Source organism: Cyanobium sp. NIES-981, from assembly GCF_900088535.1.
Taxonomy (GTDB): Bacteria; Cyanobacteriota; Cyanobacteriia; order PCC-6307; family Cyanobiaceae; genus NIES-981.
Window position 1 is genome coordinate 2,395,643 of record NZ_LT578417.1, and the last position, 25,123, is coordinate 2,420,765.

The window sequence follows — 25,123 nt, forward strand, 5'->3', positions numbered from 1 at the left end:
ACATTGCTAGTCTCCCTCGGATGAATGCTCCGTCGCAACCCCACCTCCCCCAGCTTGGGGACGTGGTGCGGATCCAACTCAGCGGCAGAATCACCGAGGCAGAGGCCGGTTGGCGGCAGTTAGTACTGCAGCCGGATGTAGGACCCGAATGGCGGCTGTGCCTGGCTGCACTGCTGCTGCGGCAGCAGCGCGCCGAGGAAGCCGCGAGCTTGATGGAGAGCGTGGTGGTGCCCGACGCCCCCACGAAGCTGACGCTACTGCTCACCCGAGCAGCCTGCGCCCGGCAACAGGGTGATCACCAGTCAGCCGCCGCGCTCTACCGCGAGGTGCTGGTCCTGGCACCCGATCACCTGGGGGCCCGCACCGCCCTCACCCTGCTCCAGACCTCCGGTGAGGTTGAGAAGCTGGAGCAGAAGCTGCAGGAGGCGCTGGATGTCCAGGACCTTAGCGCTGCCCTGGCGCACTCCACCCGGCTGCGGCAGCTGCCGGAGGCGCCGGAGTGGACCCTGCTCCGCCATGCCCACCTGCTCCGCCAGCTGGGCAGGGACTCAGAGGCGCTGGCCGCACTCAACCCCGCCCAGGTGAAGGGGCCACTTCGTGCCCACGTGCTCAAGAATCGGGGCGAGATCCTCAGGGAGCAGGGCGACCTGCATGGAAGTCTGGCCGCTCTGCAGGAGGCCGTGGCCCTCGACCCCACCTGCCCCGACCATGCCATCGCCCTCGGTTTCCTGCAAGCCGAGGTGGGCGCCCTCGACCAGGGGCTGGAACTCCTGCACGAGGCCGAACGGCTGATCAGCGACCCCGAAGCGCCGGCGCAGCGGTGGCTGCGCCTGCTGCAGGTGTACCTGCTGCACCGCCGCGGTGAATACGAAACCGCCCTGGCCATCGCCCAGGGGCTCGCCGCAGACGCGGAGCTCGGCTTCGAGGCCAGGCTCCAGGTGGCCGGCCTGCTGATCCGGCTTGGAGACGCCAAGGCGGAAGCCGCCCTCGAGGCGCTCCACCCGGTGGGGCCCCGCCAGGAACGGGAATCCCTGCTGCTTCGGGCCGACTGGCTGCAGAGCCAGTACCGCCACCAGGACGCTCTGCAGCTGCTCGAGCCCCTGCTCAGCGAGGACCCCCTGCCCCTGGCTCCGGCCGAGCAGGCCTGCCTGCTCCAGGTGTGCCTGCTCCAGCTCCAGGAGGCGAGCTCCCTCTACCTGCGGCTGCGCAAGGCCAAGCAGTCGAGCGGCAACCGGGCCTTGCAGCTCTCCTCCCGGGCGGGCCTCCATCGCGGCATCTACGAGGAGTTCAACACCAACCGGGCGGTGGGCCTGGCTCTGCGCCAGCAGACCGGACAGCCCCCACCCCACCGGCTCCATGCTCTCTCCCAGCTGCTCGCGGAAGAGAGTGAGTCGAATGCGGCCGCCTTCTCCCTGCTGCTGGCAGCACGGCAGGCCGGCCACCTCGAACCCTGGGCAGGCCCCCCTGCGGGATCCGGGGGCACCGCCCCGCTGATCCCCCGGCGGGTGCTGCAGTTCTGGCAGGGCGAGGAGCTGCCCGATTCGGTGGCAGTGGCCGCCTCCAGCTGGACCCAGGCCAACCCTGGCTACGAACACCGGATCTGGCGGGATGAGGAAGCAAGCCAGTTCATCAACGAGCGCGCACCGGAGCGCGTGCGTCAGGCCTACGCCAAGGCCGCCAGCCCCCTGCTGCGGGCCGATCTGCTCCGCCTGGCCTGGCTCCACCTGGAGGGGGGGGTGGTGGCCAGCCTCAACACCCGCTGCCGCCACTCCCTCGACCCCTGGCTCGGTGCCGGCATCGATGGCGTGCTCTACCAGCAGAGCACCGGCTTCCTCGGCACGGACTTCATGGCCGCGATGCCGGGACAGCCGCTGGTCGAGGCCATGCTGGACCTCGCCTGTTTTCTGGTGCTGGGCGAGCAGGGATCGAATTCCTGGTTCCTGAGCGGCCCCGGCATGCTCACCCTCTGCTTCGCCCGCTACTACCGGCAGGGGCTGGCCGATCTCAAGGCTCCGCCGCCGCCAGGGCTGCGGTTGCTGCGGGAGTCGCACCTGTCCCAGCGGGTGAGCCTGAACCTCCAATGGCCGGTGCGCATCATCGGAACCGAGTGGCACGATCCTGCCGACCAGCTGCAGGGCCAGGCAAGGCTGTTCAATCGGACGCGGCGTCTCCCCCGGCGCCGGATGCCAGCCTCGCCCCCCCTCCTGCAGGGCCATCCGGGTGAGCACCGCCAACAGCGGCCGCTGATCCTCGGCGGCGGCGGCGGACACCAGGCGGTACTGGCCCCGCAGGCGCAACAGCAGCAAGGATGCTGGACCCAGGCCGTCAGGCAGGGCCAAATCGACGCGGTTGAGCCCCGGCGCCATCGGCAGACTGGTGACTTGGGCCGGGCCCGGGGGAACCTCGATCCGGCACTCCAGGGCGGGCTCGCCCTCCACCGCACTCTGCTCCGGCAGATACACCTCCAGCTGCAGCGCAGGGAGCTGCAGCACAGGGAAGGGCGGGGCCTCAGGGGCGAGTTCCAGCACCAGCAGGTTGTCGCGATCGATCCAGCGGTCGGCATGGACCCCCTGACTGCCGGCCAGCAGGCGCAGCCCCTTCAGCTCCAGCCCCTGCACGGGGGAAAGGGCCGGCCGCAGGGAGCGGGGCTCCAGAAGCTGGGGCCGGTGCTGCCGCAGCAGCTCCAGCAGAGGCCGCTCCCCCAGCACCACCAGGGGCGGACGATCGCCGGCCGCACCGCTGCCCCCAGGCTCAGGGCCGAGCGCCAGCGCCTCCGGACAGTGGCCCTGCAGCAGGGCCAGCCGGCTTAGCCCCAGGCGGAGATCCGAGGCGGAGCAGAGCAGCAGCACATCCACGCGGCGCAACGACTCCTCCAGCCCGTGCAGCAGCTCATGCAGCGGCCCCTCCAGCCCGGCCGGCCGCGCCGGCAGACACAGCACACCGGCTTCCTCCAGGCGCCGGCGGCTCCCCGGCTGGTCCGGCTCCACTTCCGGCAGCACCACCACCTTGAAGTCCAGGGCCTGAAAGCCCTGCACGGCCCGCTCCAGCGCCGCCTCCGCCAGGCAGGAGGCCAGCACCAGCACCACTGGCCCGCGCCGCAGGCCCCGGTCGCTCGCCAGCAGCCACTGGCGCGTGTCCAGCAGCTGCTCCGCCCGCAGCACCCCCTGCCAGCGCTGGCGGAACGTCTGCAGGTTCCGCACCTGGTGGCGCTTGAGACCTTCCTCCAGGCTGCGGGAGTGGCTCAGGCCCTCCAGATGAACGATGCGGGACCAGGGCTGCACCATCACCGCCATACCGGCCTGCCGGGCGCGCAGGCACAGGTCCGTGTCCTCGGCATAGGCCGGACGGTAGACCGGGTCGAAGCCCCCCAGCCGGCTCCAGAGGTCCCGGCGGATCGCCAGGGCGCAGCCGCTCACGTAGTCCACCTTGCGGCGGTGGTTGAGCAGGAACTGGCGCTCCGGACCGAAGCCGCGGCCGTGGTTCCACACCTCGCCGTCGGCCCAGCAGATGCCGCCGCTCTCCAGCACCGGACCATCCGCCGCGTAGACCTGGCTTCCCACCACCCCGGTGCCCGGGCACGCCGCCAGCGTGCTCCAGAGGCAGTCGAGCCAGTGATCGCCCACCAGGGTGTCGTTGTTGAGGAACACGAGCACCTCCCCCCTGGCGAGGGCGGCGGCCTGGTTGCAGTTGTCCAGAAAGCCGAGATTGCTGCTGGTTCCAGCCGCCTGCAGCCAGGGGTTGCCGGCCGCGATCTGGGGCGTCGCATCGGTGGAGGCATCATCCGCCAGCAGAACCTCACAACGGATGGCGGTGCGGGCCAGCAGCAGGCTGCGCAGGCAGTTGAGCGTCAGCGTCCACTGGTTGTGCACCGGCAGCACCAGGCTCACCTGGGGCGGCTCCGTCGCCCCAGGCGGCACCACCCACGGCGGCGGGGAGAGGGCTTCCACCCCCCGCACGGCCATCAGGTAGTAGGCCACCAGGAAACTGCCGAGCGGGTCGAAGCGCATCGCCGCCTGGGCGCCGCGGAGGCCCGCGCCCACCTGACCGGTGGCCCCCAGCAGTCGTTCGAGACTGGCCTGGTCGAGGCAGCCGAGCTGTTGCGGCTGCCCGGCGGCGATGCAGGCACTCCAGTGGGCAAAGAGAGCCCGCCAGTCGGCCGTGGCCGTGAGCCTCCCGCTCTCCTGCACCACCTAGCGGATCGCTTCCAGCACCAGAACGCCCGGCAGATCGGAACCGAGCACACCGTGCTTCCAGCTGGTGACGTGATGGAGCATCACATCGCTGAACCCTGCCGCGCGCAGCTCATCGAGCATGGCCCAGCCGGGGATCTGGTACACCAGGGAACCCTCTTCCGGACGGAGCGGATCGCCATGGGTTTCGGCGACACCGAACAGCTCCAGTTCCCCGGTCTCCCGGTTGCGCTGCGCCTTCACGATATGCTCCTTCTGGCCGAAGGCCATCGGGCAGGTGGCCAACAGCCTGCCGCCGGCGCGCAGGACACGGGCGATTTCGTGGAAAGCCTGCCCGAGATCATAGACATGCTCGAAAAGCTCGTTGCAGAGCACCAGGTCAAAGGCCTGGTCGGCATACGTCAGAGCGCAGAGGTCCTGGTGGACAACGTCGTCGAAGTTGGCTTCAATTCCCTCGAGAAACTCGCTCAAGGTGAGGCGATCGGCATCTGCATGCTGCCGCATCCATGCAGCAAAGCCAGTGAAGTATTCCACTAGGTAGATATCGAGCGAAGCGAGGGCCTCCAGGGAGCCATAGGCTTTCTCGAGCACGCACAGCTCGCCGCGATTGCGGCTGAGCAGATCGTTGGCCATCAGCGTTTCGCGATAGTTGCTGCCAAGGATCTGGACCCCATCGGGTGGAATGTGCCGGTGGGTGAACGGCTCGATGATTCCCAGGGCTTCAGTGAGCTGCACGCAGTCTCCCAGGCTCCGCCCCTGGGCCAGCAGCCGCGCCAGGTGGGTCTGGAAGGTTCCGAGGTCGCGGTAGGTCTCCACCCGGTGGTGGAGATCCATCGCGAGGCTGCGGGAAAGGGGCATCTGCTCGACAGCCAAGGCCTGGGTCATCGGATCGGGGCGTGGGGCTGGTTCATCGCGACTCGTTCATCGCGACTCAGTGGAGTCCACCGCCAGCAGCCCCACCAACTCGGTGAGGGTGTTCCTCAGCGCCTTGAGCTGCACCTGCTTCACGTCCTCCTCGGTGGCGCCATGCTCCTGGGCCTTCACGAAGGCGAGAGCGGCCTGCTGCTGTTGCCGGAGCACCCCGTCGCCATCGGGGAGCGTCTGAAGCAGCGCCAGGCCGTACTGAAGCCAGGCGGCGGGGTCGTGGCTCTCGAGGGCATGGGCGTGGATGATGTCCTCCCAGGGTGTCTGCTCAAGGGAAGACTCACTCACGGAATCACTCACGGGTGGATGGCGAAGCGGCGTCGTTGCCGAGCCAATCTGCCATAGGCAAAGCTGAACTCAAACACGACACTCCGTAGCGCTGATGGACGCGGTGCATCAGCGGCAACCGGTAGGCACCGCAGTCAGCCAGCAACACGGCGAAAGGACGTTGGCGGTACAGCCCCTCCACGGCTCCCAGCAGCGCCTCCAGGCTTTCGCTCAGGCTGGCGGCGGGCCTGCGGGGATAGCGGCTGTCCGGCGCGGCGAGGCAGCGCAGGCCGAAGGGCCTGCCACGGAACAGCTGGCCGGCGCGATGGGCCGTCGCCACCGCTTCGCTCCGGTCGCCCACGTACACCAGCTCCAGGCCGCTGAACTCCGCCAGCAGCTGTTCCGCCAGGGGAGGCTGGCCGAGCGGCGGCAACGGACCCCTCCCCAGGCCCACCAGCTCCTGGGCCAGCGCAATCCAGTGGCCGAGAACCGCGGCGTCATCGGTCCAGGGATCACTGGCCAGCAGGGCCGCAATGGCGTCCTCCCCCCAGCGGCAGAGCGTGGTGAGCGGGTCATGGCTCAGGGCGTAGAACCCCTGATCCACATGCAGCCGTCGCAACGCCTCCTGCGGAGGGGGGATGGCCATCCACGGCAGCTCCTGCCGCCGGGTCCAGAACTCCGTGTCGTGGTGGAGCCGGCGCAGCTCCGCGAGCCCATCCCGCAGCCCATCCGGATGGGCGGTCAGAGGGGCCAGCACCGCGAGCTCGTCGGCCGTCAGTTCCACCAGCAGCCCGTCATGCCAGTCCGACGGCGGCAGCGGATCGATGCGCTCTCCCAGCCGCCGCTGCCAGGCGGCGGCGGCGTAGGCGAGCAGGCCACAGGCATCGGAGCTCAGCCGCAGCCCCTCCTGCCACTGGGGCTCCAGGGACTCCAGCAGCGTCTCCGAGGCCGGGCGCGCCGCGGTGGTGCCGGCCAGATGCCAGCAGAAATCGTCGAGCAGCTGATCCACGCCCTTCGGCCCCGCGCCGAGGAGATCGCCGCCCTCCAGCTGCCGCAGCAGCGGCCCGAGATCAAGCAACTCCGAAGCTCCCTCGGCGCCGGCGGGAAGCAGCACCAGCCGGGCCGGCCGGTTCTCGGCGATCTGGGCGGCAGAGACGTCTGGCGCCGCCTGGGGAGCATCGGGCTGGGGGCGGGGCCGCAGGCCCTCCAGATCTGGCGCGATCACTTCGAGGATGTGCAGGGCCCGGGACGCCAGGGAGCGGGCCCTGGGGGCGGTGGCCTCCTCGAAGGGGAAGCGCTGCAGCCAACCCAGCAGCTCGGCCACGGCGGCGGGCTCCAGGGGTTCGGCCCGCTGGATCTTCCGCAGGAGCGGCATGAGCAGCTGCCAGCAGAGGCGCGCCACCCAGGGGGGGATGGGATTCTCCAGCTCCGCCAGCCGCAGCGCCAGGCCCAGGGCCTGGCGGGAAGCCGCCTCGGAGCGGGACTGACGCACATGCTGATGGGCCGCCAGCGCGCCCCGGCGCACCAGCTGCCGTTCCTGCACGGGAATCCAGTGGGGCAGGGGAAACGACTGCTGCTGGAGGGGACGCAGCAGGGTCACCAGGTCGGCGCAGAGGCCTGCGGCTGCGTCCGGCGCCAGGGCGTCCTCCCCCTCGCGCTGCAGGGCGGCCTGCAGAGGGGGCATCAACTGACCGATCAGGGTGGCGTACGCCGACCAGAACTCCTCGGCCTGATCCGGAGCCATCACGGCCATGGTGTCCACCAGGGGCACCAGGTCCCGCAGCAGATCAAGGGCCCCAGACCAGTCGCATCGCTCAGCGGCCTCCGCCAGACAGTCGGCGGAGAGCTGGGCTGTGCTGAACAACAGCTCGATCGCGCCCCGCAGGGGTTGGGAGCCAGCGAGCAACTGCCGCTGCAAGCTCAACCGCGCCTGGGGGTCCACCGGCAGGGCCATGAGCTGGTCCAGCCTCACCCACACCAGGGTCGCCCCTGGATCGGCTTCAGCTGCTGGATCGGCTGCTGATTCAACCGCTGGATCGGCTGCTGGTGCTGGATCGGCAGAGGACTGCCCGGGGGTCAGGGAGTCGGTCAGTGAGGCACGTCCCGCTGGGGCAAGAGTAACCGTTCCCTCCAGGCCTCTCCCGCCGACTCGGACAGCACCGGCAGCGCAACACCGGCAGCAATGCGCTTGCCGGGGCGCACAAGATCACCCAACCGTCCTAGTTTCCTGCCAACACCCACCCCAGGATGCCGATGGCCGCGGAGACGGCTACTGAAGCCATTTCCGGGCTCTCCGAACCCCTCGCCACCGAACTGGAGCCCCTGCGCCGCGGGCCCTACCTGGGGCGCCTGGAGGGCTTCCTTGAGGCGGGTGGGGTTGGTGGCTGGGCGCTCCGCTGGCCTGCCGAGCCCGAGCAAGGGCCCACCCCGCTTCGGCTCAGCCTCAGCCTCGAGGATCTGCTCGATCCCAGCCGCCGCTGGACCCTGGCCGACCTTGTGGCCCAGAGGCCCCGGCCCGATCTGCATGCCAGCGGCATCACCGAGGCCTGCGGGTTCCTGTTCCTCGGGCACTCCGGCATGGAGCTGCCACCAGCCAGCAACGGGCTTGTGCTGCGGGCCTTCTTTGACGAGGCCCGGCGCCATGAGCTCCCCGGCAGCCCCCTGCGCCTCGATGCCGAGGCCTACGCGCGCCTCAACGAACTCTGCCGGCTGGGCCTGGGGCGGCCGGCTTGCCTGGCCGGCCTCGAGGGCCTCGACGTGCGGGGCTGGGCGAGCGGATCGGAGCAGCTGCAGCTGCGGATCGACAGGGGCGCACCGCTGCCGATCACGCCGCCGGAGCCGCTTCCTGCCGGTGAGTGGCCCTTCCAGATCCCCCTGGCCGCCTCCCTCTGCGACGGCAACCTGCACCACCTGGCGTTGGAGACCACAGCCGGGGAGCTGGTGGATGAACGCCTCGAGATCCTTCCCTTCCAGCTCACCCCGTGGTCGGTGCTGCTCGAGCACAGCCGCCCTCCCTTTCCCGATCACCTCTCACCGCTGGCCGCCGAGCGCCTGCGCAGCCTGCAGGCCTGGCTCGACCGGGCCGACCGTGAAGCCCTGCCGCTGCCCGCCCAACTGCCCCTCTGGCAGCGCCTGCTCAGCCAGCCGCTGCGACGGGATGGCAGCGCCGGCCCCCAGGCCCTGCCCGCCGGCCACGAGCCCGGACCGGACGGCAACCCGGTAGCGCGCGAGCCGCTTGAGCTGCCGCTGAGCACCACGCCCCGCGCCTCGGTGATCGTGCCCGTGCACAACCAGTACGCCATCACCCGGCGCTGTCTGGCTGCCCTCGCCTACGCCCCCACCGCCATTCCCTTCGAATTGATCGTGGTGGACGACGGCTCCAGCGACGGCACCGCCGAGCTCCTGGAACGGGAAGCTCCCGGCGTGCGGGTGGTGCGCCATGAGTATGCCCGCGGTTTCAACCAGGCCTGCTGCAGTGGTACCGCAGCCGCCCGAGGCGAGGTGATCGTGCTGCTCAACAACGACACCGAACCCTGTGCCCACTGGCTCGATGAGTTGCTGAAGATGTTCGAGCTCTGGCCCGACACCGGCCTGGCGGGAGCTCAACTGATTTTCGCCAACGGTCAGCTGCAGGAGGCCGGCGGCATCGTGTGGGGCAACGGCGAGCCCTGGAACTACGGCCGCGGCGGCAATCCCCGCGACCCTCGCTATTCCTACAGCCGCGAGGTGGACTACGTGAGCGGAGCCGCCCTAGCCATTCCCCGCGATCTCTGGATCCAGGTGGGGGGCTTCTCCCCCGAATTCTCGCCGGCCTACTACGAGGACACCGATCTGGCCTTCAAGGTGCGCCAGGCCGGGCGCCGCGTGCGCTACGCGCCCCTGGCGCGGGTGGTGCACCATGAGGGAATCAGCAACGGCTCCGACACCCAGGCCAGCGAAGGCCTCAAGCAGTATCAGGAGATCAACGGCCCCCGGTTCCGCACCAAATGGGCCGCGGCATTCCTCGGCCCGGACGAACCGAACCTGCACGAGGCCGACACGATCAAGGACCGCGGCATCAGCGGCCGTGCTCTGTTCCTCGATCACGACACCCCCCGTCCCGACCGGGACGCCGGCAGCCATGCCGCCGTGGTGGAGATGCAGCTGGTGCAGTCCCTGGGCTGGAAGATCACCTTCCTGCCCGCCAATCTCGCCTGGCTGGGCAGCTACAGCGAAGACCTGCAGCGCCAGGGAATCGAGCTGATCCATGCACCCTTCGTGCTCAGTCTGGAGCAGTTCCTCCAGGAACGTGGCAGCGAATTCGAGCTGATCTACATCACCCGCTACGCCATCGCAGCCGCCGCCCTGCCCCTGATCGAGCGCCACGCCCCCCAGGCCCGGCTGCTCTTCTGCAACGCCGACCTGCACCATCTCCGCGAGCTGCGGGCCGTGCGGGCCGCGGCCCTTGAGGGGGAGGAGGCCGAACGGGCCCTGGCGCAGGTGCGGGAGGTGCAGCGCCTGGAACTGGAGGTGATGCAACGCGTGCATCTCACCTTGAGCTACTCCGAGGTGGAGCGCGCCGTGATCGAGGTGGAAAGCCTCGGTACGGCGGCCACTGCCCCCTGCCCCTGGGTGGTGGCCGGCCCCGAGCAGCCGGCTCCGCTCGCGGAACGCTCCGGCCTCTCCTTCGTGGGCAGCTACGGCCACCAGCCCAACGCCGAGGCGGTGGCCGGCTTCCTGGCCGAGGTCTGGCCCCAGCTGCACGAGCGGCATCCCGAGCTGCGGCTGCACCTCTACGGCAGCGGCATGCCGCCCGCCCTTGCGGAGACGTGGGGGAGCATCGCCGGGGTGGAAGTGGAGGGCTGGGTGGCGGACATCGCCACGGTCTACGACCGCCACCGCGTGTTCATCGCTCCGCTGCGCAGCGGAGCCGGGCTCAAAGGCAAGGTGGCCGCCGCCGCCGCCCACGGCATTCCCCAGGTGCTCAGCCCCCTGGCGGCGGAAGCCACGGGGCTGCGGGATGGCCAGGAGATCCTGATCGCCCGCGGTCCGGACGACTGGCTGGCGGCGCTTGATCGCCTGCTCGGCGACGATGGCGGATGGGAGGAGATGAGCCAGGCCGCCTTCCGCTACGCCCGCACCACCTGGAGCCGCGAGCGCGGCATCGCCATGATGGCGGAGGCCCTGGAGCGCCTCGGACTGGCACAGAAGCCTTCAGCCTCCCCCCGCACGCCATGACCACGTCGCCGTCCTCCTCGACTTCCACCCCGCGCACCAACCTGCCGGAGCCGCTATCGGGCCTGCCCGAGCCGGCCGTCGTGGAGCTGGGCCGCGGCCTGCCCTGGCTCACCCTCGAGGAAACCAACCGCCTGATCCGCCAGCAGGGCCTGGCCAAGGCGGTGGCCCGCGCCTGGATCCTCGATGAGCTGGTGCGCGCCATCCCCCTCGATCCCGAGCAGGAGCGCCAGCTGATCCGCAGCTGGGTGGAGCAGCAGGGGGTGAAGGACGAGGAGGCCCTCGACCGCTGGCTGCTGGAGCAGCGTCTGCACCGCCGTGATCTGCGCGTGCTCGCCAGCCAGGCCGAGCGTCTGCGCCGGTTCCAGCAGCACCGCTGGCACGATGAGGTGGAGGTGCACTACCTGCGTCGCAAGCCCGACCTCGACCAAGTGGTCTACTCCCTGTTGCGGGTGCAGGACCAGACCCTGGCCGAGGAGCTGCACCAGCGCATTGCCGAGGGGGAAGCCGAGTTTGCCGATCTGGCCAGCCGACACTCCGAGGGCCAGGAGCGGAAGAGCCGGGGGCTGATCGGCCCCGTTTCCCTGGCCGCCTCCCACGCCGAGCTCTCACGCCGTCTGAGGCTCGGACAACCCGGCCAGGTGTGGCCACCTTTCCGCGTTGCCCAGTTCTGGGTTGTGCTGCGGCTGGAGGAACACCTGCCGGCGCGCTTGAACGGCGAAACCCGCTCCCGCATGATGGGGGAACTTTTCGAGGCCTGGCTACAGGAACGGGTTCAGCTGCTGCTGGCTGGTGAGCCCCTCCCGCCCCTGCCTCCGATGCCGGCCGCCTCCGAGCCGCTGATTCCACCGGGAGAGCCCCGCCGCTGATGACGACAGCCCCCTCCCCATCCGTTCTGCGCCGGTTCGAGCCTTTCGAGCGCCTGCCCAGCGAGCTGGCCCCCCTGCTCGATCCGCTGCTGGAGCCCTGCCGCTTCCGCCTGGGCCAGACAGTGCTCCGCCCCGATGTGGTGCCCGATGGTGTGCTGCTGATCAACAGCGGCCAACTGCGCAGCCTCGCCCCGGCCCCCCGGGGCACGGGCCAGCGCACGATCGAGCGCCTCAGTGCGGGCTCCATCGCCGGCTGGGCCGGGGTGCTGCGCCAGGATCCCTGCGAGCACCTGCGGGCTTCCACCGATGTGGAGGCCCTGCTGCTGCCGGCGCCCCGCTTCCTCGAGCTGCTCGATGGCCATCCTGGTCTTGCCGCCAGCTTCCAGCAGCGCCTGGCCCCCAGTGAGCTGCACGCCCTGCTGCTGCAGCTGGCCCCCACCCTGCCCTGGGCGATGGAGCAGCTGGAGAGCTGGCCGGCCCCACTGGGGGCCGCCATCGTGCGCAGCCTCCCGCCAGGCCCGGAAACCAGCCTCAACCTGCCGGAGGGCTACCGTTGGTTCTGCAGCAGCGGTCGCCCCCTCGGCGAGGGCTGGCCCGCCAGCCCCCCGCCCCTGAAACCCCGCCCTGCGGGCAGCCCCTGGCTGCGGCTGATCGGGCTGCAGGCGCCTCCCGAGCCTCCCGGACCCGAATCCGAGCCATCGGCAACCCGCGGCAGCGCCTCCACGAGCACAAGTACTGAGGTGCCCCTCGCCACCACTGAGCTGCTCGGGGACGATGAATACAGCCCCTCCCCCACGGAGCCTGCCCCCCGGGTCCAGCCCGGTGAACTCCATCTGCGCCAGGCCAGCGGGGCCCGGGCGATCGCCGTGGCCCTGTGCACCGCCCTGGCGGATTACTTCGGCCTGCCCCTGAACCGCGACTCCCTGCTCCAGCAGGTGGATGGGATCCTGCAGTCGCAAGCGGCGATCAACCTGGTCAACCTCGGCCAGATCATGGACACCCTGGGCCTGCGCGTGGTGCTAGCACGCGTGCCCACCGACAGGCTGGCGCGGGTGCCCACGCCGGCCGCTCTGATGCAGGGCGGCCGCATCGGCCTGCTTGACGGGGTGGACCCCGACGGCCATGCCCGCCTGCTGGAGGCGGAACTGGGGGCGCTGCGAGTGCCCTGCAGTGAACTCGCCACCCATGAGGGTGGACTCACCGAACTGCTTACCTTCGAGAAAAAAGACGACGCCAAGAGGCAAAACTTCGGCTGGAGCTGGTTCCGGCCCTACCTGCTCGAGCACCGGCGCGAAGTGGTGGAGGTGGTGGCCACCTCCATGGTGGTCAACGTGCTGCGGCTGGCCCTGCCCCTGGGCATGCTCGCCATGATCGGTGCCGTGAGCGTGAGCGGCGGGGTGGGCACCGTGCTCAGCATCGGCGCTTTGATCCTGCTGGCCACGGTCCTGGAGGCGCTGCTCAAGAGCCTGCGCTCCTACATCTTCACCGAAACGGCCAACCGGGTCGACCAGTCGATGAAGACCACGGTGCTCGATCACCTGATCCGGCTGCCCCAGGGCTTTTTCGACAGCCGCCCCGTGGGCCGGGTGGTGTTCTACTTCAGCGAACTGGACAAGTTCCGCGAGCTGCTGCTCGGCAACACCCTGCCGGCGCTGGTGGATCTGGCCTTTGTGCCGATCTACCTGATCGTGATCATGGCCATCAGCCCTGTGCTTGGACTGGTGAAGCTGGCGATGGTGCCGGTGATCCTGGGTTTTTCACTGCTGGCCAACCCGGCGATCAAAGCCCAGATCCAGCGCACGAAGGCGGAGGCGATCCGCACCTACAGCTTCCTCACCGAGGTGATCACGGGTGTGCAGACCATCAAGGCCCAGAACGCCGAACTCAAGACCCGCTGGGAGTTCGAGGATCGTTATTCCCGTTTCCTCGGCGAGGATCTCAAGCTGCGCGTGGCCACGGAGGCCAATTCCAACCTGCTGGCCTTCCTCGGCCAGTTCAGTGGCCTGCTGATGCTCGTTGTGGCCATGGTGCTGGTGGTGAGTCAGACCCTCACCATCGGCGGCCTTTTCGCCATAAGGATCCTCGGCGGCTACGTGGTCAATCCAATCACCCAGCTGCCACGCCAGTGGCAGCAGATCCAGCTGGCCACCCAGGCCCTCCAGATCGTGGGCGACGTGGTGGATCGTCCAACCGAACAGAGCCTGGAGGAGAGCCAGACCATCCCGATGCCACCGATGCAAGGGAGCGTGGAGTTCTCCAACGTGAGCTTCCGCTACCGCGATGAAGGCCCTCTCAATCTCGAGGGGGTGAACCTCAAGGTGCCGAAGGGGGCCTTCGTGGGGCTGGTGGGCGGTTCCGGCAGCGGCAAGAGCACCCTGCTCAAGCTGCTTCCCCGCAGCTACAAGCCCCTGGAGGGCACCGTGCTCGTGGACGGCCTCGACATCGCCAAGGTGGAGCTCTACTCCCTGCGCCGCCAGATCGGCGTGGTGCCCCAGGAATCGATGCTGTTCGACGGCTCGATCCGGGACAATCTGCTGCTGGTGAAGCCCGACGCCACGGCCGCGGAGATGATCCGGGCCGCCCGCATCGCCTGCGCCCACGACTTCATCATGGAGCTTCCCAGGGGGTACAACTCCGATGTGGGCGAGCGGGGCGCCGGCCTCTCCGGCGGCCAGCGTCAACGGGTGGCCCTGGCCCGGGCCGTGCTGCAGAACCCGCGCATGCTCATCCTCGATGAGGCCACCAGCGCCCTGGATGCCAGCACCGAACGCCAGGTGTGCATCAACCTGCTCGACGCCTTCCGCGGACGCACCGTCTTCTTCATCACCCACCGCCTCGCTACGGTTCGCCCAGCCGACGTGATCGTGCTGATGGACAAGGGCGGGATCATGGAGATGGGAAGCCACGACCAACTGATGGAGAAACAGGGCTGGTACTACGCCCTCTACCGCAGCCAGAACCAGGAGGGACTCAACTGATGCTTCACACCTCGTCCGGTTTCAGCGGCCTGGTTGATCGCTGTCGCAACTGGCTGCGCCCCGGCGGACGCAATCGGCTTCGCGGCCAGGGTTTCGGCCCATCCTCCGAGCCGATCCAGGCCGTGAAGGTGGACCTGGTGGGCACGGGCCGGAAGCCCACCGACCAACCCGATGAGCCAACCGCCACATTCGGTGCCAGCACCCAGCCGCCTCAGCCACCGGTGCCGGCCGGCGCCTTCCGCTCCGACCTGGCCCCGGCCCCCTCGGCGAGCACCGCCCCCTGGACCTTCAGCCAGACCGTGCTTCTGCGCAAGAAGCGGCGCGGCTCGCGGGTTCTGCTCTGGACCGGCATCGGCACGGTGGTGCTGCTCGGCACCTGGGCAGTCACAGCCCCCCTGGCCGAAACGATCGCCGTGCCCGGCAAGCTCGAACCCGGCACCTCCACCAAGCGGGTGGATGCCCCGGTGCCCGGTGTGGTGGAAGCCGTTCTGGTGAAGGAAGGTCAACGCGTGCGCAAAGGCGATCCTCTGGTGCGCTTCGACCTGCGCGAGCCGCGCAGCCTGCTCACCGCCGCCGAGGCCAACCGCGAACGGCTGGTGAACGAAAACCAGATCGCCGCTGCCACCCTGGGCGATTCCGCCGCCACCGCCAAGCTCACCCCCAACCAGCGCCTGCAGCTCTCCAGCCAGGCGGAGGAGCTGGCCAGTCGAAGGGAGTCGGCCCGCCAGGAACTGCGCAAAGCAGAAACCCGCCTGCAGGGCTACCGCGCCACCCTGGCCACCTACGCCAACATCGCCAACCGCTATGCCCAGCTGGAGAAGGTGGGCGCGGTGAGCGAGGTGCAGCTGCTCGAAGCCCGCAATCAGGTGCAGGAGTACCAGAACAGGATCGCTGAGGAGCAGCGCGAAATCCTGCGCCTCCAGTCCCAGCTGGTGAACACCGGGGCGGTGACCAACGTGGAGCTGCGCCGCAAAGTGGAGGAGAACCTGCGCCTGATCGCCGATCTCGACAACCAGATCAAGCAGGCCCGCCTCCAGATCCAGTACGGCCAGCTCACAGCGCCAGTGGACGGTTTGGTGTTCGACGTGGAGGTGAGCCCCGGCAGTGTGGTGGCCCAAGGTACCGGCAGCTCGGCCAGCGCTTCCACCAAGGCCCTGATGAAGGTGGTGCCCCAGGATGCCCTGCAAGCACGGGTGTACCTGCCCAACAAGGCGGTGGGCTTCGTGGTGCCGGGCCAGAAAGCCGAGCTGGCCATCGATGCATTCGAGTCCGGCAACTTCGGTACCGTGCCCGCCACGGTGGAGCGGGTGGCCTCCGATGCCCTCACGTCCGAGGAACAGACCCGTGTGCTTGGCACCCAAGCCCAAGGCCTCTATTTCCCGGCCGTGCTGAAGCTCGACCAGCAGACGATCAAGCTGCGCAACAGCACCGTGCCGCTGCAGGCCGGCATGTCTCTCCAGGCTGACATCAAACTGCGCGAGCGTCGCTTCATCGACATTTTCACCAGCATGTTCACCGACCAGCGCCGCCTGCTCGAGCAAATCCGCTGATGGGCCAACGGCCTTCCAGCGATCCACGGGCCCATGCCTGGTGGCAGCATGTGCCCAAACGACGTCGCGGCGATGTGTTCAGAAGTCGGCGCCGACGTCTGCTGATCGGCTGGATCACCAGCACGGCCGGCAAGGCAACGATGTTGATGATCGTTCTGCTCACGATCATCGCCGCGATGAACCTGAGTGGAGGCGGAGGGCTGGCCTTGCTCACCCTCCTGCCCCTGGTGCTGATCCCGCCGCTGGGCTACCTCGTCTACTGGCTCACATGGCAGGACTTTCACCGGTAGCCGGCTGGGCATCGTCCTGATCGGGGCGATCGCCATAGATGGTGGCGATCTCCTGCAGAAGCCACGAAGGCATGTGCTGCTCACCGCCACCGAAGGCGAGGCTGCCCGGCGCATAGAAAGGGAGCACGGCCATCAGCGCATTGATGGCGCCGGGCTGGGCCATGTCGGCCACCAGCCTGGCCAGCTGGTTGCGCAGCAGGCGATCCTCCTGGGTGAGGGGGATCGAGGAGAAGCCGCTGGCAAGCAGGTCGCGGTAGAGCTGCCCGAAGGGGCTGAGATAGAGGTCCTGCAGCTGGGCCGGCTGGGCATCCAGCCAGATCTGGCCCAGCTGCCGCCGCAGCCCGATCAGCTGGGCGAGCACCTGCCCGTCCTCCGGATCGATGACGTGGAGATTGATCAATCCGCCCATGCGGTTGAGGAATTCAGGTTCCTGCACGGCCGCCAGAGCCTCCGCGCCACGCACCTTGGCCAGCCTGGGCAGGGCCGGACGGCTGGGGGCGCTCGGCGCGGCGCTCGCCCTTGCCTTGGCGGGCTGAACCCCGAGGCGCGGCGCCTGGCCGTAGGACTGGCCGGCCGGGTTGAGCAGGCCGGTGGGTTTCCAGGCGGCCTGCAGCAGCGCCGGATCGAACAACCTGCCGTAGTCCTCCTGCAGCCAGGCCGGCACCTGATTCAAGGGATCGGCCACCCGCATCTTCCCCGGCGGGAAGTAGGGCATCGCCGCCAGCAGCACGTTGGTCGTCTCCGGGCGCTCAAAAGCCGTGGCCAGCCGGTGGGTGAGCACGTCCTTCCAGTGGCTCTCCGCCGTGAGCAGGCTTTCCCGGGCCAGGCCGCTGGCCAGCAGCTGGCGGTAGCACTCGCCGATCGGGGAGCGGTAGAGGGCCTCCAGCTGGTCCACCGGAGCCATCAGCCAGAACTGGGAGAGGCATTGCCGGGCCAGCCGGGCATCCATCAGGGCGGCGTAGGAGGGATTGCGAGCCCAGTTCTGAATGATGCCGGCGAGCCGGGTGGTGGACCAGGGGGTGATCTGGGGTGTACCCCCCAGCCCCGCTCCAGCCGTGTCGGGCTGCTCCACCAGTCGGTCGTGGGCCGGGAGCGCTCTGTCCTGCCGAGACCAGCGACGACCAAACAGACGGCTCCACAGCGACATCACAACCCTTCAAGCGGCTGGCGCATTGTAAGTGGACACCCAGACGTAAAACTTCAGCCTTTGTCAGCTTCTGCGCGGATGCTGGCGGCGATCTTCAGACAGACTGCCGGAACGATTTCAGGGCCCATAGTCATGCATCAGCCCGGCGAAAGCCTCCAGCACGGAACTAATCACCTCTCCCCATTCACCCGCACAGGACTGACGGAAGAGGCGTAGCGTTGGATACCAAGGAGTGTCTTGCCGCTGCCGCAGCCAGCGCGGTGCCGCGCTGAAGGGCAACAGCACCCAGCCCGGCCGCCCCATGGCTCCCACCAGATGGGCCATGGCGGTATCCACCGAAATCACCAGATCCAGGCCGGCCACCACCCTGGCGGTGCTGCCGAAGTCGGCCCCTTCCGGCAGGCTTGCTGCGGTGCGATGGATCCACGGATCCGCCCGGTGGCTGTCCTCGCCGAACTGAAGCAGCACGCACTCGGCCCCCAGCTCCGCCAGTCCGGCGATCAGCGCACCGAGGGCGGCGTCATCGAGGCTGCGCCGCCAGTATTCCCGGGCGGTGAAGGGGTTCTCGAGCTTCCGTCCCGCGGCCCACACCAGACCGACCCTCCTGGGTGATGGGCCTGGGCTGCGCAGGGCTGGCCACTGGTCACTTGCCAGCCGGCAGGCCCCCGGCGGAGAAGGGTGGGCGGCCAGCAGGGCCGGCAGCGAGAGCAGGGACACGTGGCGCCCCCGCCATTGCTCGGCTGGCGGAGCTGCTGCCTGCTTGCCCCGCACCAAAGGAGCAGGCCGGAGATGGGCCAGTCCTTCCTGGAGCAGACCCACCAGGGGGGGCTCCACATCCAGCACCAGCGGCGGGGCCGTGGGCCCCCGCCGCTGGATGAGGCTGCCGACCCAGCGCAGGTGCTGGAAGATATCGCCATACCCCTGTTCGCTCCAGACCAGCAGGGGATCGCGATCGCCCTCCACCTCCCCACGCCAGGCCTCGGCAGGGTCGAGGTAGGGATCGGCGCCCTCCAGCTGCCAGCGCCTCTCGGCCAGGCCGTAGCCCAGCGCGTAGCGCTCCAGCCCGATCAGCAGCTGGCTCAGGTTCCAGGCCGTTGCGGCCTCGTCGGCGAGCTGCAGGCTGATGCGGTAGCAGCGCTCGGCGGCCTCGAACTTCTGCAGATCGGTGTACACGTTGCCCAGGCCTCGGTACACCACCGGATCGTGGGGAGCCAGCTGAACGGCCTGGCGGTAGGGCTCCAGCGCCTGGTGGGGTCTGTCGGCCAGCCAGTAGGCGTTCGCCGCATTGGCCAGCAGCTGGTAGTCGTCCCCGCTGCAGGCTGCGGCTCTGCCATAGGCGGCGGCAGCCCTGAGCCACTGGCCGGCGGCCTCCGCTTCCATGGCCACCGCTTCCATCGCCTGGGCTTCCCACTGCTCGAGCTCATGTCCGGGCCCGTGCTCTGCCGGCATCACCCCTCCAAACCCTTGACTGGCACTGGAGTCTGGGTGACCGGTCGCCGTGAAGCCCTGGCCAGCACGTGCCACTGTCCGGATTGCCTGACAGGCCGTGACTGAGGTTTCAAGGGCTGGTAGCTTTCCGTCAACTTAATTTTTCCTAAGGGCATGGTCGCCACCACGATCGCTTTTGCGTCCGGCTCCTTCGTCAAGGGGAAGAGGACGGGAATCAAGGGCACCGGCGTCAACCAGATTGACGTGACCAAGCAGGCCAACGGGGTGTTCGTGGTGGAGAACAACCGCCCGAACCCGATCCGCAACCTCTTGATGACCGATTTCGGTGATCAGAACACCGTCGTGAAGCTCCTGGGCGGTCCCAAGACCAGCATCCGCGGTCTTGAGGCCTTCATGGGGGGCGGCGACGACTTCCTGCAGATCGGCACCAAGAGCACTGACACCGACACCAAAACGAGCAAGCCTCAGGACGGCTCTCGCCCGACGTACATCGACATGGGTGCGGGAGACGACTCCTTCCGCCAGTTCGGCACCTTCAAGAACGGCACCTTCCGCGCCGACACCGGCGACGACTACGCCCTCTTCAAGGACCCCAAGGACAAATTTGTCGTCCGAAACTCTGTCGTCGACATGGGTGATGGCGATGACACCTTGATCTTCGGCGGCAACGTCAAGGATGTTGATGTCTTCCTTGGCGATGGGGCTGACACTGTGAAGTTCAACGGCAAGGTGCGGGGTGTAGACCTCGACCTCGGCAGCGACACCGACGTCGACGAAGTGATCATCAAGAAGAACGACATCAAAGGTCTGCGCATCACGGGCGAAAGCGAGGGCGACAAGCTCTTCATCGGTTCTTCCGAGTTCACCTACGACGCCACCAGGGACCTGTGGGTCAACGATGCCAACGGAGCCACCAAGGACTTCTGATCCTCTCTCCTGCTCCATCAAGACCAGCCTCCGGGCTGGTCTTTTTTTTGGCCTGACAACGCTGCCGTTGCCGGCCATCTCCCTTGCTCTGCCTGGCCATGTTGGATTGGAGTGACCCAAGCCGCCCCGATGCCCGCTCCCTCGCCACCGAGGTGGAAGCAGCGATCGAGGAGCAGGACCTGCAGGGCGCCCGCTCGATCGTGTACCACTGGCTCAAGGACTGGGCCGCCTCCCTGCCCAGCGCACCACAGAGGCACGATCTGCTGCAGCCGGAACTCTGGCGTTGCCTCGGCGATGTGGTGGAGCGCACCAGTGATCAGTACCTGATCGAGTTGCTCTGGCAGGTGTTCGATGACCTGCCGGCCCCCCCCACCCCTCCAGAGCGGGCCAGCGGGCCGCTGCCCCTCCTGGGCGTGCCGATCCTCAACCGGGCCGACCTGCTCCAGCGGCTGCTGGACAGCCTCGACCATCCGGTGGAGATCCTGGCGGTGGTGGACAACAGTCCACCGGAGTCCAGCGTCGGGGCCCAGCTGCGGGCCCTGCGGCAGCTGGGTCATCCGCTGATCGGAAGCATCCACATCGCCCGGCCGTTCACCAACCTGGGTGTGGCGGCCAGCTGGAATCTCATCCTCAGCAGCTTTCCCACAGCCCCGCTGGCGCTGCTGATCAACAATGATGTGGTGCTGGCTTCCGGCGTGCTGAGCGCCGCTCTGGCGAGCCTGAACCCCAACCGCCCCCAGTTCCTGCAGCTCCTTCCCGATCCCAACGGCTTCTCCGCCTTCCTGCTCACAGCGCTCTGCTGGGATCGGCTCGGCCTCTTCGACCCCAGCTTCCACCCCGCCTATGCCGAGGATCTCGACTACCGCGACCGTCTGCGCTGCACCCCGGCCGTGGAGCAAGTGGATGGGAGCTTCGCCCACGCGGCCATGGCTGCGCTGAACCCCGAGCACAGTGCCACCATCCTCAGCGATCCGGAGCTGGAACGTCAGAACCGGGCCAGCTTTGCCCTCAACCGGCTGTGGTACCTCAGCCACCGGCGCCTCCGCCACGATCCCCGCGGCACCTGGCGACGCCTGTGGCTGAACCAGTGGTCCGCCGCGCCGGCCCCGCCATGAGCCGCCAACCACCCCAGCCCGACCATGACCTGGCCACGCGCCGGCGCCCGGGGCGGCTGGCGCTGGGACGCACCGTGGGCGCAGGGGCCCTGGCCCTGGCCCTGGTGGTGGGCATCCAGCTGGGCAGGGTGCCCTGGCGGTACCGGCGCCAGATCCTCCAGTTGCAGGGCTTCCTGCTCGGTGCCGTGGTGGGCTACGTGGTGGGCCGGCTGGATCGCGGCCAGCAGCCGCCGCCCTAGGGCAGCTCACGGGCCGCCGCCCACCGGCGTGTGGCACGATCCCCTCTCGTCCCTCGCTCCACTGTGACCCTGCGGCTCACCAACACCCTCACCCGCCGCGTGGAGCCCTTCGAGCCGCTCCAGCCCGGCAGGGTGAGCATCTACTGCTGCGGCGTCACGGTGTACGACCTGTGCCACCTGGGCCATGCCCGCAGCTACATCGCCTGGGATGTGCTGCGCCGCTACCTGCTCTGGCGCGGCTATGCGGTGACCTTCGTGCAGAACTACACCGACATTGACGACAAGATCCTCAAGCGGGCCGCCCGGGAGGGCAGCTCGATGGAGGTGGTGAGCGCCCGCAACATCGAGGCCTTCGAAGCCGACATGGCCCGGCTCAATATCCTGCCGGCCGACCGGATGCCCCGGGCCACCCGCAGCCTCGAGGCCATCCGGAGCCTGATCCAGGAGCTGGAGGCCAAGGGGGCCGCCTACTCCGCCGATGGCGATGTGTACTTCGCCGTGATGCGCCACAGCGGCTACGGCAAGCTCTCCGGCCGCGACCTGGCCGAGCAGCAGGACAACGCGGCCGGGCGGGTGGCGGACGCCGAGGAGGCCCGCAAGCAGCATCCCTTCGACTTCGCCCTCTGGAAGGGGGCCAAGCCGGGCGAACCCTGCTTCCCCTCCCCCTGGGGACCGGGCCGGCCGGGCTGGCACATCGAATGCTCGGCCATGGTGCGGGAGGAGCTGGGCGACACGATCGACATCCACCTCGGCGGTGCCGACCTGATCTTTCCGCACCACGAGAACGAGATCGCCCAGTCGGAGGCGGCCACGGGCCGGGAGCTGGCCCGCTACTGGCTGCACAACGGCATGGTGAACGTGGGCGGCGAGAAGATGAGCAAGTCGCTCGGCAACTTCACCACCATCCGCGCCCTGCTGGATTCCGGCGTCAGTCCGATGACGCTGCGGCTGTTCACCCTGCAGGCCCACTACCGCAAACCGCTGGATTTCACCGCCGAGGCCCTCGAGGCCGCCGCCAGCGGTTGGGATGGTCTGAATGCCGCCCTGCGTCTGGGCAGCGGCACGAAAGCCGCACCACATGCCCCACCACAAACCGGGCTCCAGGCTGGACCGCAAGCCGAGCCGGCAGATCCCGCTGCGCTCGCCCCGGTCACGCCAGCTCCCCACGCCACGGATCCCGCCTCACTCCCGGCGGATCTGGCCGCGTTGCACCGCCGCTTCATCGCCGCCATGGACGACGACCTGAACACGGCGGCGGCCCTGGCCGTGCTGTTCGAGCTGGCCAGACCCCTGCGGGGGCTGGCCCACCGGCTGGAGCGGGGCGATGCCGCCGCTGCCCAGGAGCTCGAGAGCCCGCCCCTGGCCAGCCGCAGCCGGTTGCTGCAGGAGCTGGCCGCCGTGCTGGGCCTGCGGCCTGAGCAGCCCGCCAGCGCCGTCCAGGCCCGGGGCACAGGCGATACCGCCGCCCTCGAGGCCCGGATCACCGCGCGGATCGAGGCGCGCCGCTCCGCCAAGGCCGCCCGCGACTTCGCCACAGCCGACCGGATCCGCGCCGAACTGCAGGCCGAAGGCATCGAGCTGATCGACCGGCCCGGCGGCGTCACCGACTGGCTGCGCCACTGATCAGGCGGGGACGCAGATCAGGGTTTCGGCTGATCGGCCATCAGCCGCTCGATGCGGCGGATGCGCTGCAGGGTGGTCTGCCACACGTCCAAGCGGAACGCCTGGCTGGCGTCGCCCGCCTGCAGGGCCTGGCGGCAGCCCTCCACCAGCGCCTCGATGTCCTCCCGCCGCTCGAAGGCCTCCCAGAGCTGGCGCTCCAGCCTGGCGCGCTCGATGAAATTCCAGCGTTGCAGCCACACCGGCAGTGGCGCCATCCCCAGGCTCCGAACTGCAGCCAGTTAAGCCTCAGCCGCTCCAGCTGCGCACCAGATCCAGCACCGACACCACCAGCCCCGCCGTGATCGCCGGCGGCGACAGCCAGCGCAGGGCCCAGAGCAGCGGCAGCGCCAGGGCCGGAGGGCTGCCGCCCTGGTGCAGGTCGGCCAGGAAGCGCGAGGGCGCCCCCCAGCCCAGCAGCAGGGCCATCGCCAGCCCGCCGCTGATCAGCACCACGCCGCCGAACACCGCATCCATCCGCTCCAGCACCGCCACATCGAGGGCCGCGGGCAGGCCCAGCAGGGCGATCAGCACCACCAGCAGCCACACCGTGCGCCGCCGGCTCCAGCCGAGCCGGTCGATCAGCGAACTGGTGGGCACCTCCAGCAGCGACACCGAGGAGGTGATCGCCGCGATGTAGGCCAGGCAGAAGAACAGCACCGCCACCACCCGCCCGCTCGCCCCCAGCGAGGCCAGACCGGTGGGCAGGGCGATGAACAGGGTGCCCACGGTGCTGCCGCTCACCACATCGCCCAGTCCGAAGCTGGCCACCACGGGGAAGGTGACGCAACCGGCCATTAGGCCCACGGCCGTGTCCATCCCCACCACGCAGGCGGCCTCCCGGGGAATCGGACTGCGGCGGTCGAGGTAGGCCGCATAGGCCAGGATCGCGCCGATGCCGGTGCCGATCGAGAAGAAGGCCTGGGTGAAGGCGTTGCGGATCGTGGTGGGATCGGTGAGCTTGCCGGGATCCCAGCGCAGCAGGAAGGTGCGGTAGCCCTCCGCGGCCCCCGGCAGGGTGAGCGCCCACACCAGCAGCCCCAGCAGCAGCAGGAACAGCAGGGGCATACCCCAGCGGCTGAGCCGCTCGATGCCGGCGCGGATGCCTGCCGCCACCACCAGCCCGGTGATCGCCAGGCTGATCAGGTGGCCGAGCACGGCATCGCCGCCGCTGCTGATCGCCGTGAAGTAGGCCTCCGCCGCCGCCATGTCAGCGGGCAGTCCCGCGGTGAGGGCATGCAGGAGCGAGCGACCGGTCCAGCCCATCAGCACGGCGTAGTAGGCCAGGATCCCCATGGCCGCGGCCATGTAGAGCCAGCCCAGGGGGGCCCAGCGGCGACCTCCCGCCGTGATCGGCGCCAGCAGGGGGGCGTGGCCGGTGCTGCGGCCCAGCACCATCTCGGCCACCAGCACCGGCAGACACACCAGCAGCACGATCAGCACGTAGAGCAGCACGAAGGCGCCGCCGCCGCCCTGGGAGGCCCGGTAGGCGAAACCCCAGAGGTTGCCCAGACCCACGGCGCTGCCCGCGGCCGCCAGCACGAAGCCCAGCGACGAGCCCCAGTGCTCACGGGGGTGGCCAGGAGCGCTGCGGAAGCTGGACATGGGCCGTGCGGGGGGACTGGTCAGGGATCGCCCCAGTGTCCGGCACACCGCAAGCGCAGCGGTGCGCCGCTGTGGGGGTGGTTGAGCCGCAGGCCCAGGGCATGGAGGCGCAGCCGCCCGGGGGCCGGCGCTCCGCTGGGATCGGCGCCGCCGTAGATGGGGTCGCCGAGGATCGGGTGGCCGATCGCGGCCAGGTGCACCCGCAGCTGGTGCGAGCGGCCGGTGCGGGGCAGCAGCAGCAGGCGCGTCCAGCCCGGACCCAGGGCCAGGCGGCGCCAGAGGGTGAGGCTGGGCTTGCCGGCGGGCACCACGCCGTAGCGGGGCGGACGGGTGCCGACCCGGGCCAGGGGGGCGGCGATGCGTCCCCGCAGGGCCGTCAGCCGGCCGTGCACCTCGGCCCCATAGGCCTTGCGCACCAGGCCCCGCTGGAACTGCAGGCTCAGGTGGCGATGGCTGGCGGCATCGAGGGCCAGCAGCAGCAGGCCCGAGGTGTCGCGATCGAGCCGGTGCACCAGCCGGGCCGTGGGCCAGCGCTGCTGCAGGCGGGTGAGGGCCGAGTCGGCCAGGGCAGGACCGAGGCCGGGCTGGCTGAGCAGGCCGGAGGGTTTGTGCACCGCGAGCAGCCAGGCATCGGCATGCACCAGCTCCAGGCCCCACCAGCTTGCGGGCGGACCAACCGGCGTGGGCCCAGGCCTCACGG

General features: G+C 69.4%; 18 protein-coding genes and 1 pseudogene. 10 read left to right on the forward strand and 9 right to left on the reverse strand.

Features of this window, described 5'->3' with window-relative positions; translation table 11 throughout:
- Window positions 1-212 precede the first annotated feature (212 nt).
- Window positions 213-2,810 carry a glycosyltransferase gene (locus CBM981_RS16250; RefSeq protein WP_225867661.1) on the forward strand — a complete coding sequence of 866 codons (2,598 nt, stop codon included), beginning with the start codon at window positions 213-215 and terminating at the stop codon, window positions 2,808-2,810.
- Between the two features lie 408 nt (window positions 2,811-3,218).
- Here CBM981_RS16250 and CBM981_RS16255 read toward each other — a convergent pair.
- From CBM981_RS16255 to CBM981_RS12070, 4 genes and pseudogenes are all read right to left on the reverse strand, one after another.
- Window positions 3,219-4,007 (reverse strand): annotated as a pseudogene (locus CBM981_RS16255) (glycosyltransferase family 2 protein); the annotation flags it as partial.
- A gap of 183 nt (window positions 4,008-4,190) precedes the next feature.
- On the reverse strand, window positions 4,191-5,006 hold the full coding sequence (locus tag CBM981_RS12060) for a class I SAM-dependent methyltransferase (protein WP_157665448.1): 816 nt from the start codon (window positions 5,004-5,006) through the stop codon (window positions 4,191-4,193).
- A gap of 105 nt (window positions 5,007-5,111) precedes the next feature.
- On the reverse strand, window positions 5,112-5,402 hold the full coding sequence (locus tag CBM981_RS12065) for a hypothetical protein (protein ID WP_087068604.1): 291 nt from the start codon (window positions 5,400-5,402) through the stop codon (window positions 5,112-5,114).
- 4 nt (window positions 5,403-5,406) lie between these two features.
- Complete coding sequence (locus tag CBM981_RS12070; protein ID WP_172820888.1) at window positions 5,407-7,353, reverse strand: hypothetical protein; 1,947 nt, start codon at window positions 7,351-7,353, stop codon at window positions 5,407-5,409.
- 275 nt (window positions 7,354-7,628) lie between these two features.
- Between CBM981_RS12070 and CBM981_RS12075 the strand changes: the two genes are divergently transcribed.
- From CBM981_RS12075 to CBM981_RS12095, 5 genes are read left to right on the forward strand one after another with little or no spacing between them, the layout of a single operon-like run.
- A complete protein-coding gene (locus tag CBM981_RS12075) occupies window positions 7,629-10,598 on the forward strand; it encodes a glycosyltransferase (protein WP_225867382.1) in 2,970 nt (989 codons plus the stop codon).
- Window positions 10,595-11,464 carry a peptidylprolyl isomerase gene (locus tag CBM981_RS12080; RefSeq protein WP_157665449.1) on the forward strand — a complete coding sequence of 290 codons (870 nt, stop codon included), beginning with the start codon at window positions 10,595-10,597 and terminating at the stop codon, window positions 11,462-11,464. The genes CBM981_RS12075 and CBM981_RS12080 overlap by 4 nt, the downstream gene beginning before the upstream one ends.
- Window positions 11,464-14,442 carry a peptidase domain-containing ABC transporter gene (locus CBM981_RS12085; protein ID WP_087068608.1) on the forward strand — a complete coding sequence of 993 codons (2,979 nt, stop codon included), beginning with the start codon at window positions 11,464-11,466 and terminating at the stop codon, window positions 14,440-14,442. The genes CBM981_RS12080 and CBM981_RS12085 overlap by 1 nt, the downstream gene beginning before the upstream one ends.
- Complete coding sequence (locus tag CBM981_RS12090; RefSeq protein ID WP_087068609.1) at window positions 14,442-15,992, forward strand: HlyD family efflux transporter periplasmic adaptor subunit; 1,551 nt, start codon at window positions 14,442-14,444, stop codon at window positions 15,990-15,992. The genes CBM981_RS12085 and CBM981_RS12090 overlap by 1 nt, the downstream gene beginning before the upstream one ends.
- On the forward strand, window positions 15,992-16,282 hold the full coding sequence (locus tag CBM981_RS12095) for a hypothetical protein (protein WP_087068610.1): 291 nt from the start codon (window positions 15,992-15,994) through the stop codon (window positions 16,280-16,282). The genes CBM981_RS12090 and CBM981_RS12095 overlap by 1 nt, the downstream gene beginning before the upstream one ends.
- Here the strand turns inward: CBM981_RS12095 and CBM981_RS12100 are convergent.
- Window positions 16,257-17,354, reverse strand: coding sequence for a hypothetical protein (locus tag CBM981_RS12100; protein WP_087068611.1), 1,098 nt, complete (start codon window positions 17,352-17,354; stop codon window positions 16,257-16,259). The two genes, CBM981_RS12095 and CBM981_RS12100, sit on opposite strands and share 26 nt — an antisense overlap.
- A gap of 192 nt (window positions 17,355-17,546) precedes the next feature.
- Window positions 17,547-18,878: a hypothetical protein gene (locus CBM981_RS12105; RefSeq protein WP_087068612.1), complete on the reverse strand. Its 1,332-nt coding sequence runs from the start codon at window positions 18,876-18,878 to the stop codon at window positions 17,547-17,549.
- Window positions 18,879-19,031: 153 nt separating this feature from the next.
- Here CBM981_RS12105 and CBM981_RS12110 point away from each other — a divergent pair, with 153 nt between their 5' ends.
- The 4 genes from CBM981_RS12110 to cysS all read left to right on the forward strand — a co-directional run bounded on the left by CBM981_RS12110 (window position 19,032) and on the right by cysS (window position 22,782).
- A complete protein-coding gene (locus tag CBM981_RS12110) occupies window positions 19,032-19,805 on the forward strand; it encodes a hypothetical protein (RefSeq protein ID WP_087068613.1) in 774 nt (257 codons plus the stop codon).
- Between the two features lie 98 nt (window positions 19,806-19,903).
- Complete coding sequence (locus CBM981_RS12115) at window positions 19,904-20,920, forward strand: glycosyltransferase family 2 protein (protein WP_157665450.1); 1,017 nt, start codon at window positions 19,904-19,906, stop codon at window positions 20,918-20,920.
- The gene (locus CBM981_RS12120) at window positions 20,917-21,159 is read left to right on the forward strand and encodes a hypothetical protein (protein ID WP_157665451.1); all 243 of its coding nucleotides are present in this window, start codon (window positions 20,917-20,919) and stop codon (window positions 21,157-21,159) included. The genes CBM981_RS12115 and CBM981_RS12120 overlap by 4 nt, the downstream gene beginning before the upstream one ends.
- Before the next feature lie 63 nt (window positions 21,160-21,222).
- Window positions 21,223-22,782: a cysteine--tRNA ligase gene (gene cysS / locus CBM981_RS12125; protein WP_087068616.1), complete on the forward strand. Its 1,560-nt coding sequence runs from the start codon at window positions 21,223-21,225 to the stop codon at window positions 22,780-22,782.
- 17 nt (window positions 22,783-22,799) lie between these two features.
- On the opposite strand, the gene CBM981_RS12130 is transcribed toward cysS, so the two are convergent.
- The 3 genes from CBM981_RS12130 to CBM981_RS12140 are packed head-to-tail and all read right to left on the reverse strand — an operon-like array spanning window position 22,800 to window position 25,121.
- Window positions 22,800-23,036 carry a hypothetical protein gene (locus tag CBM981_RS12130; RefSeq protein WP_087068617.1) on the reverse strand — a complete coding sequence of 79 codons (237 nt, stop codon included), beginning with the start codon at window positions 23,034-23,036 and terminating at the stop codon, window positions 22,800-22,802.
- A gap of 31 nt (window positions 23,037-23,067) precedes the next feature.
- Complete coding sequence (locus CBM981_RS12135) at window positions 23,068-24,423, reverse strand: sodium-dependent transporter (RefSeq protein ID WP_087068618.1); 1,356 nt, start codon at window positions 24,421-24,423, stop codon at window positions 23,068-23,070.
- Window positions 24,424-24,443: 20 nt separating this feature from the next.
- Complete coding sequence (locus tag CBM981_RS12140) at window positions 24,444-25,121, reverse strand: RluA family pseudouridine synthase (RefSeq protein ID WP_225867383.1); 678 nt, start codon at window positions 25,119-25,121, stop codon at window positions 24,444-24,446.
- Window positions 25,122-25,123 lie beyond the last annotated feature (2 nt).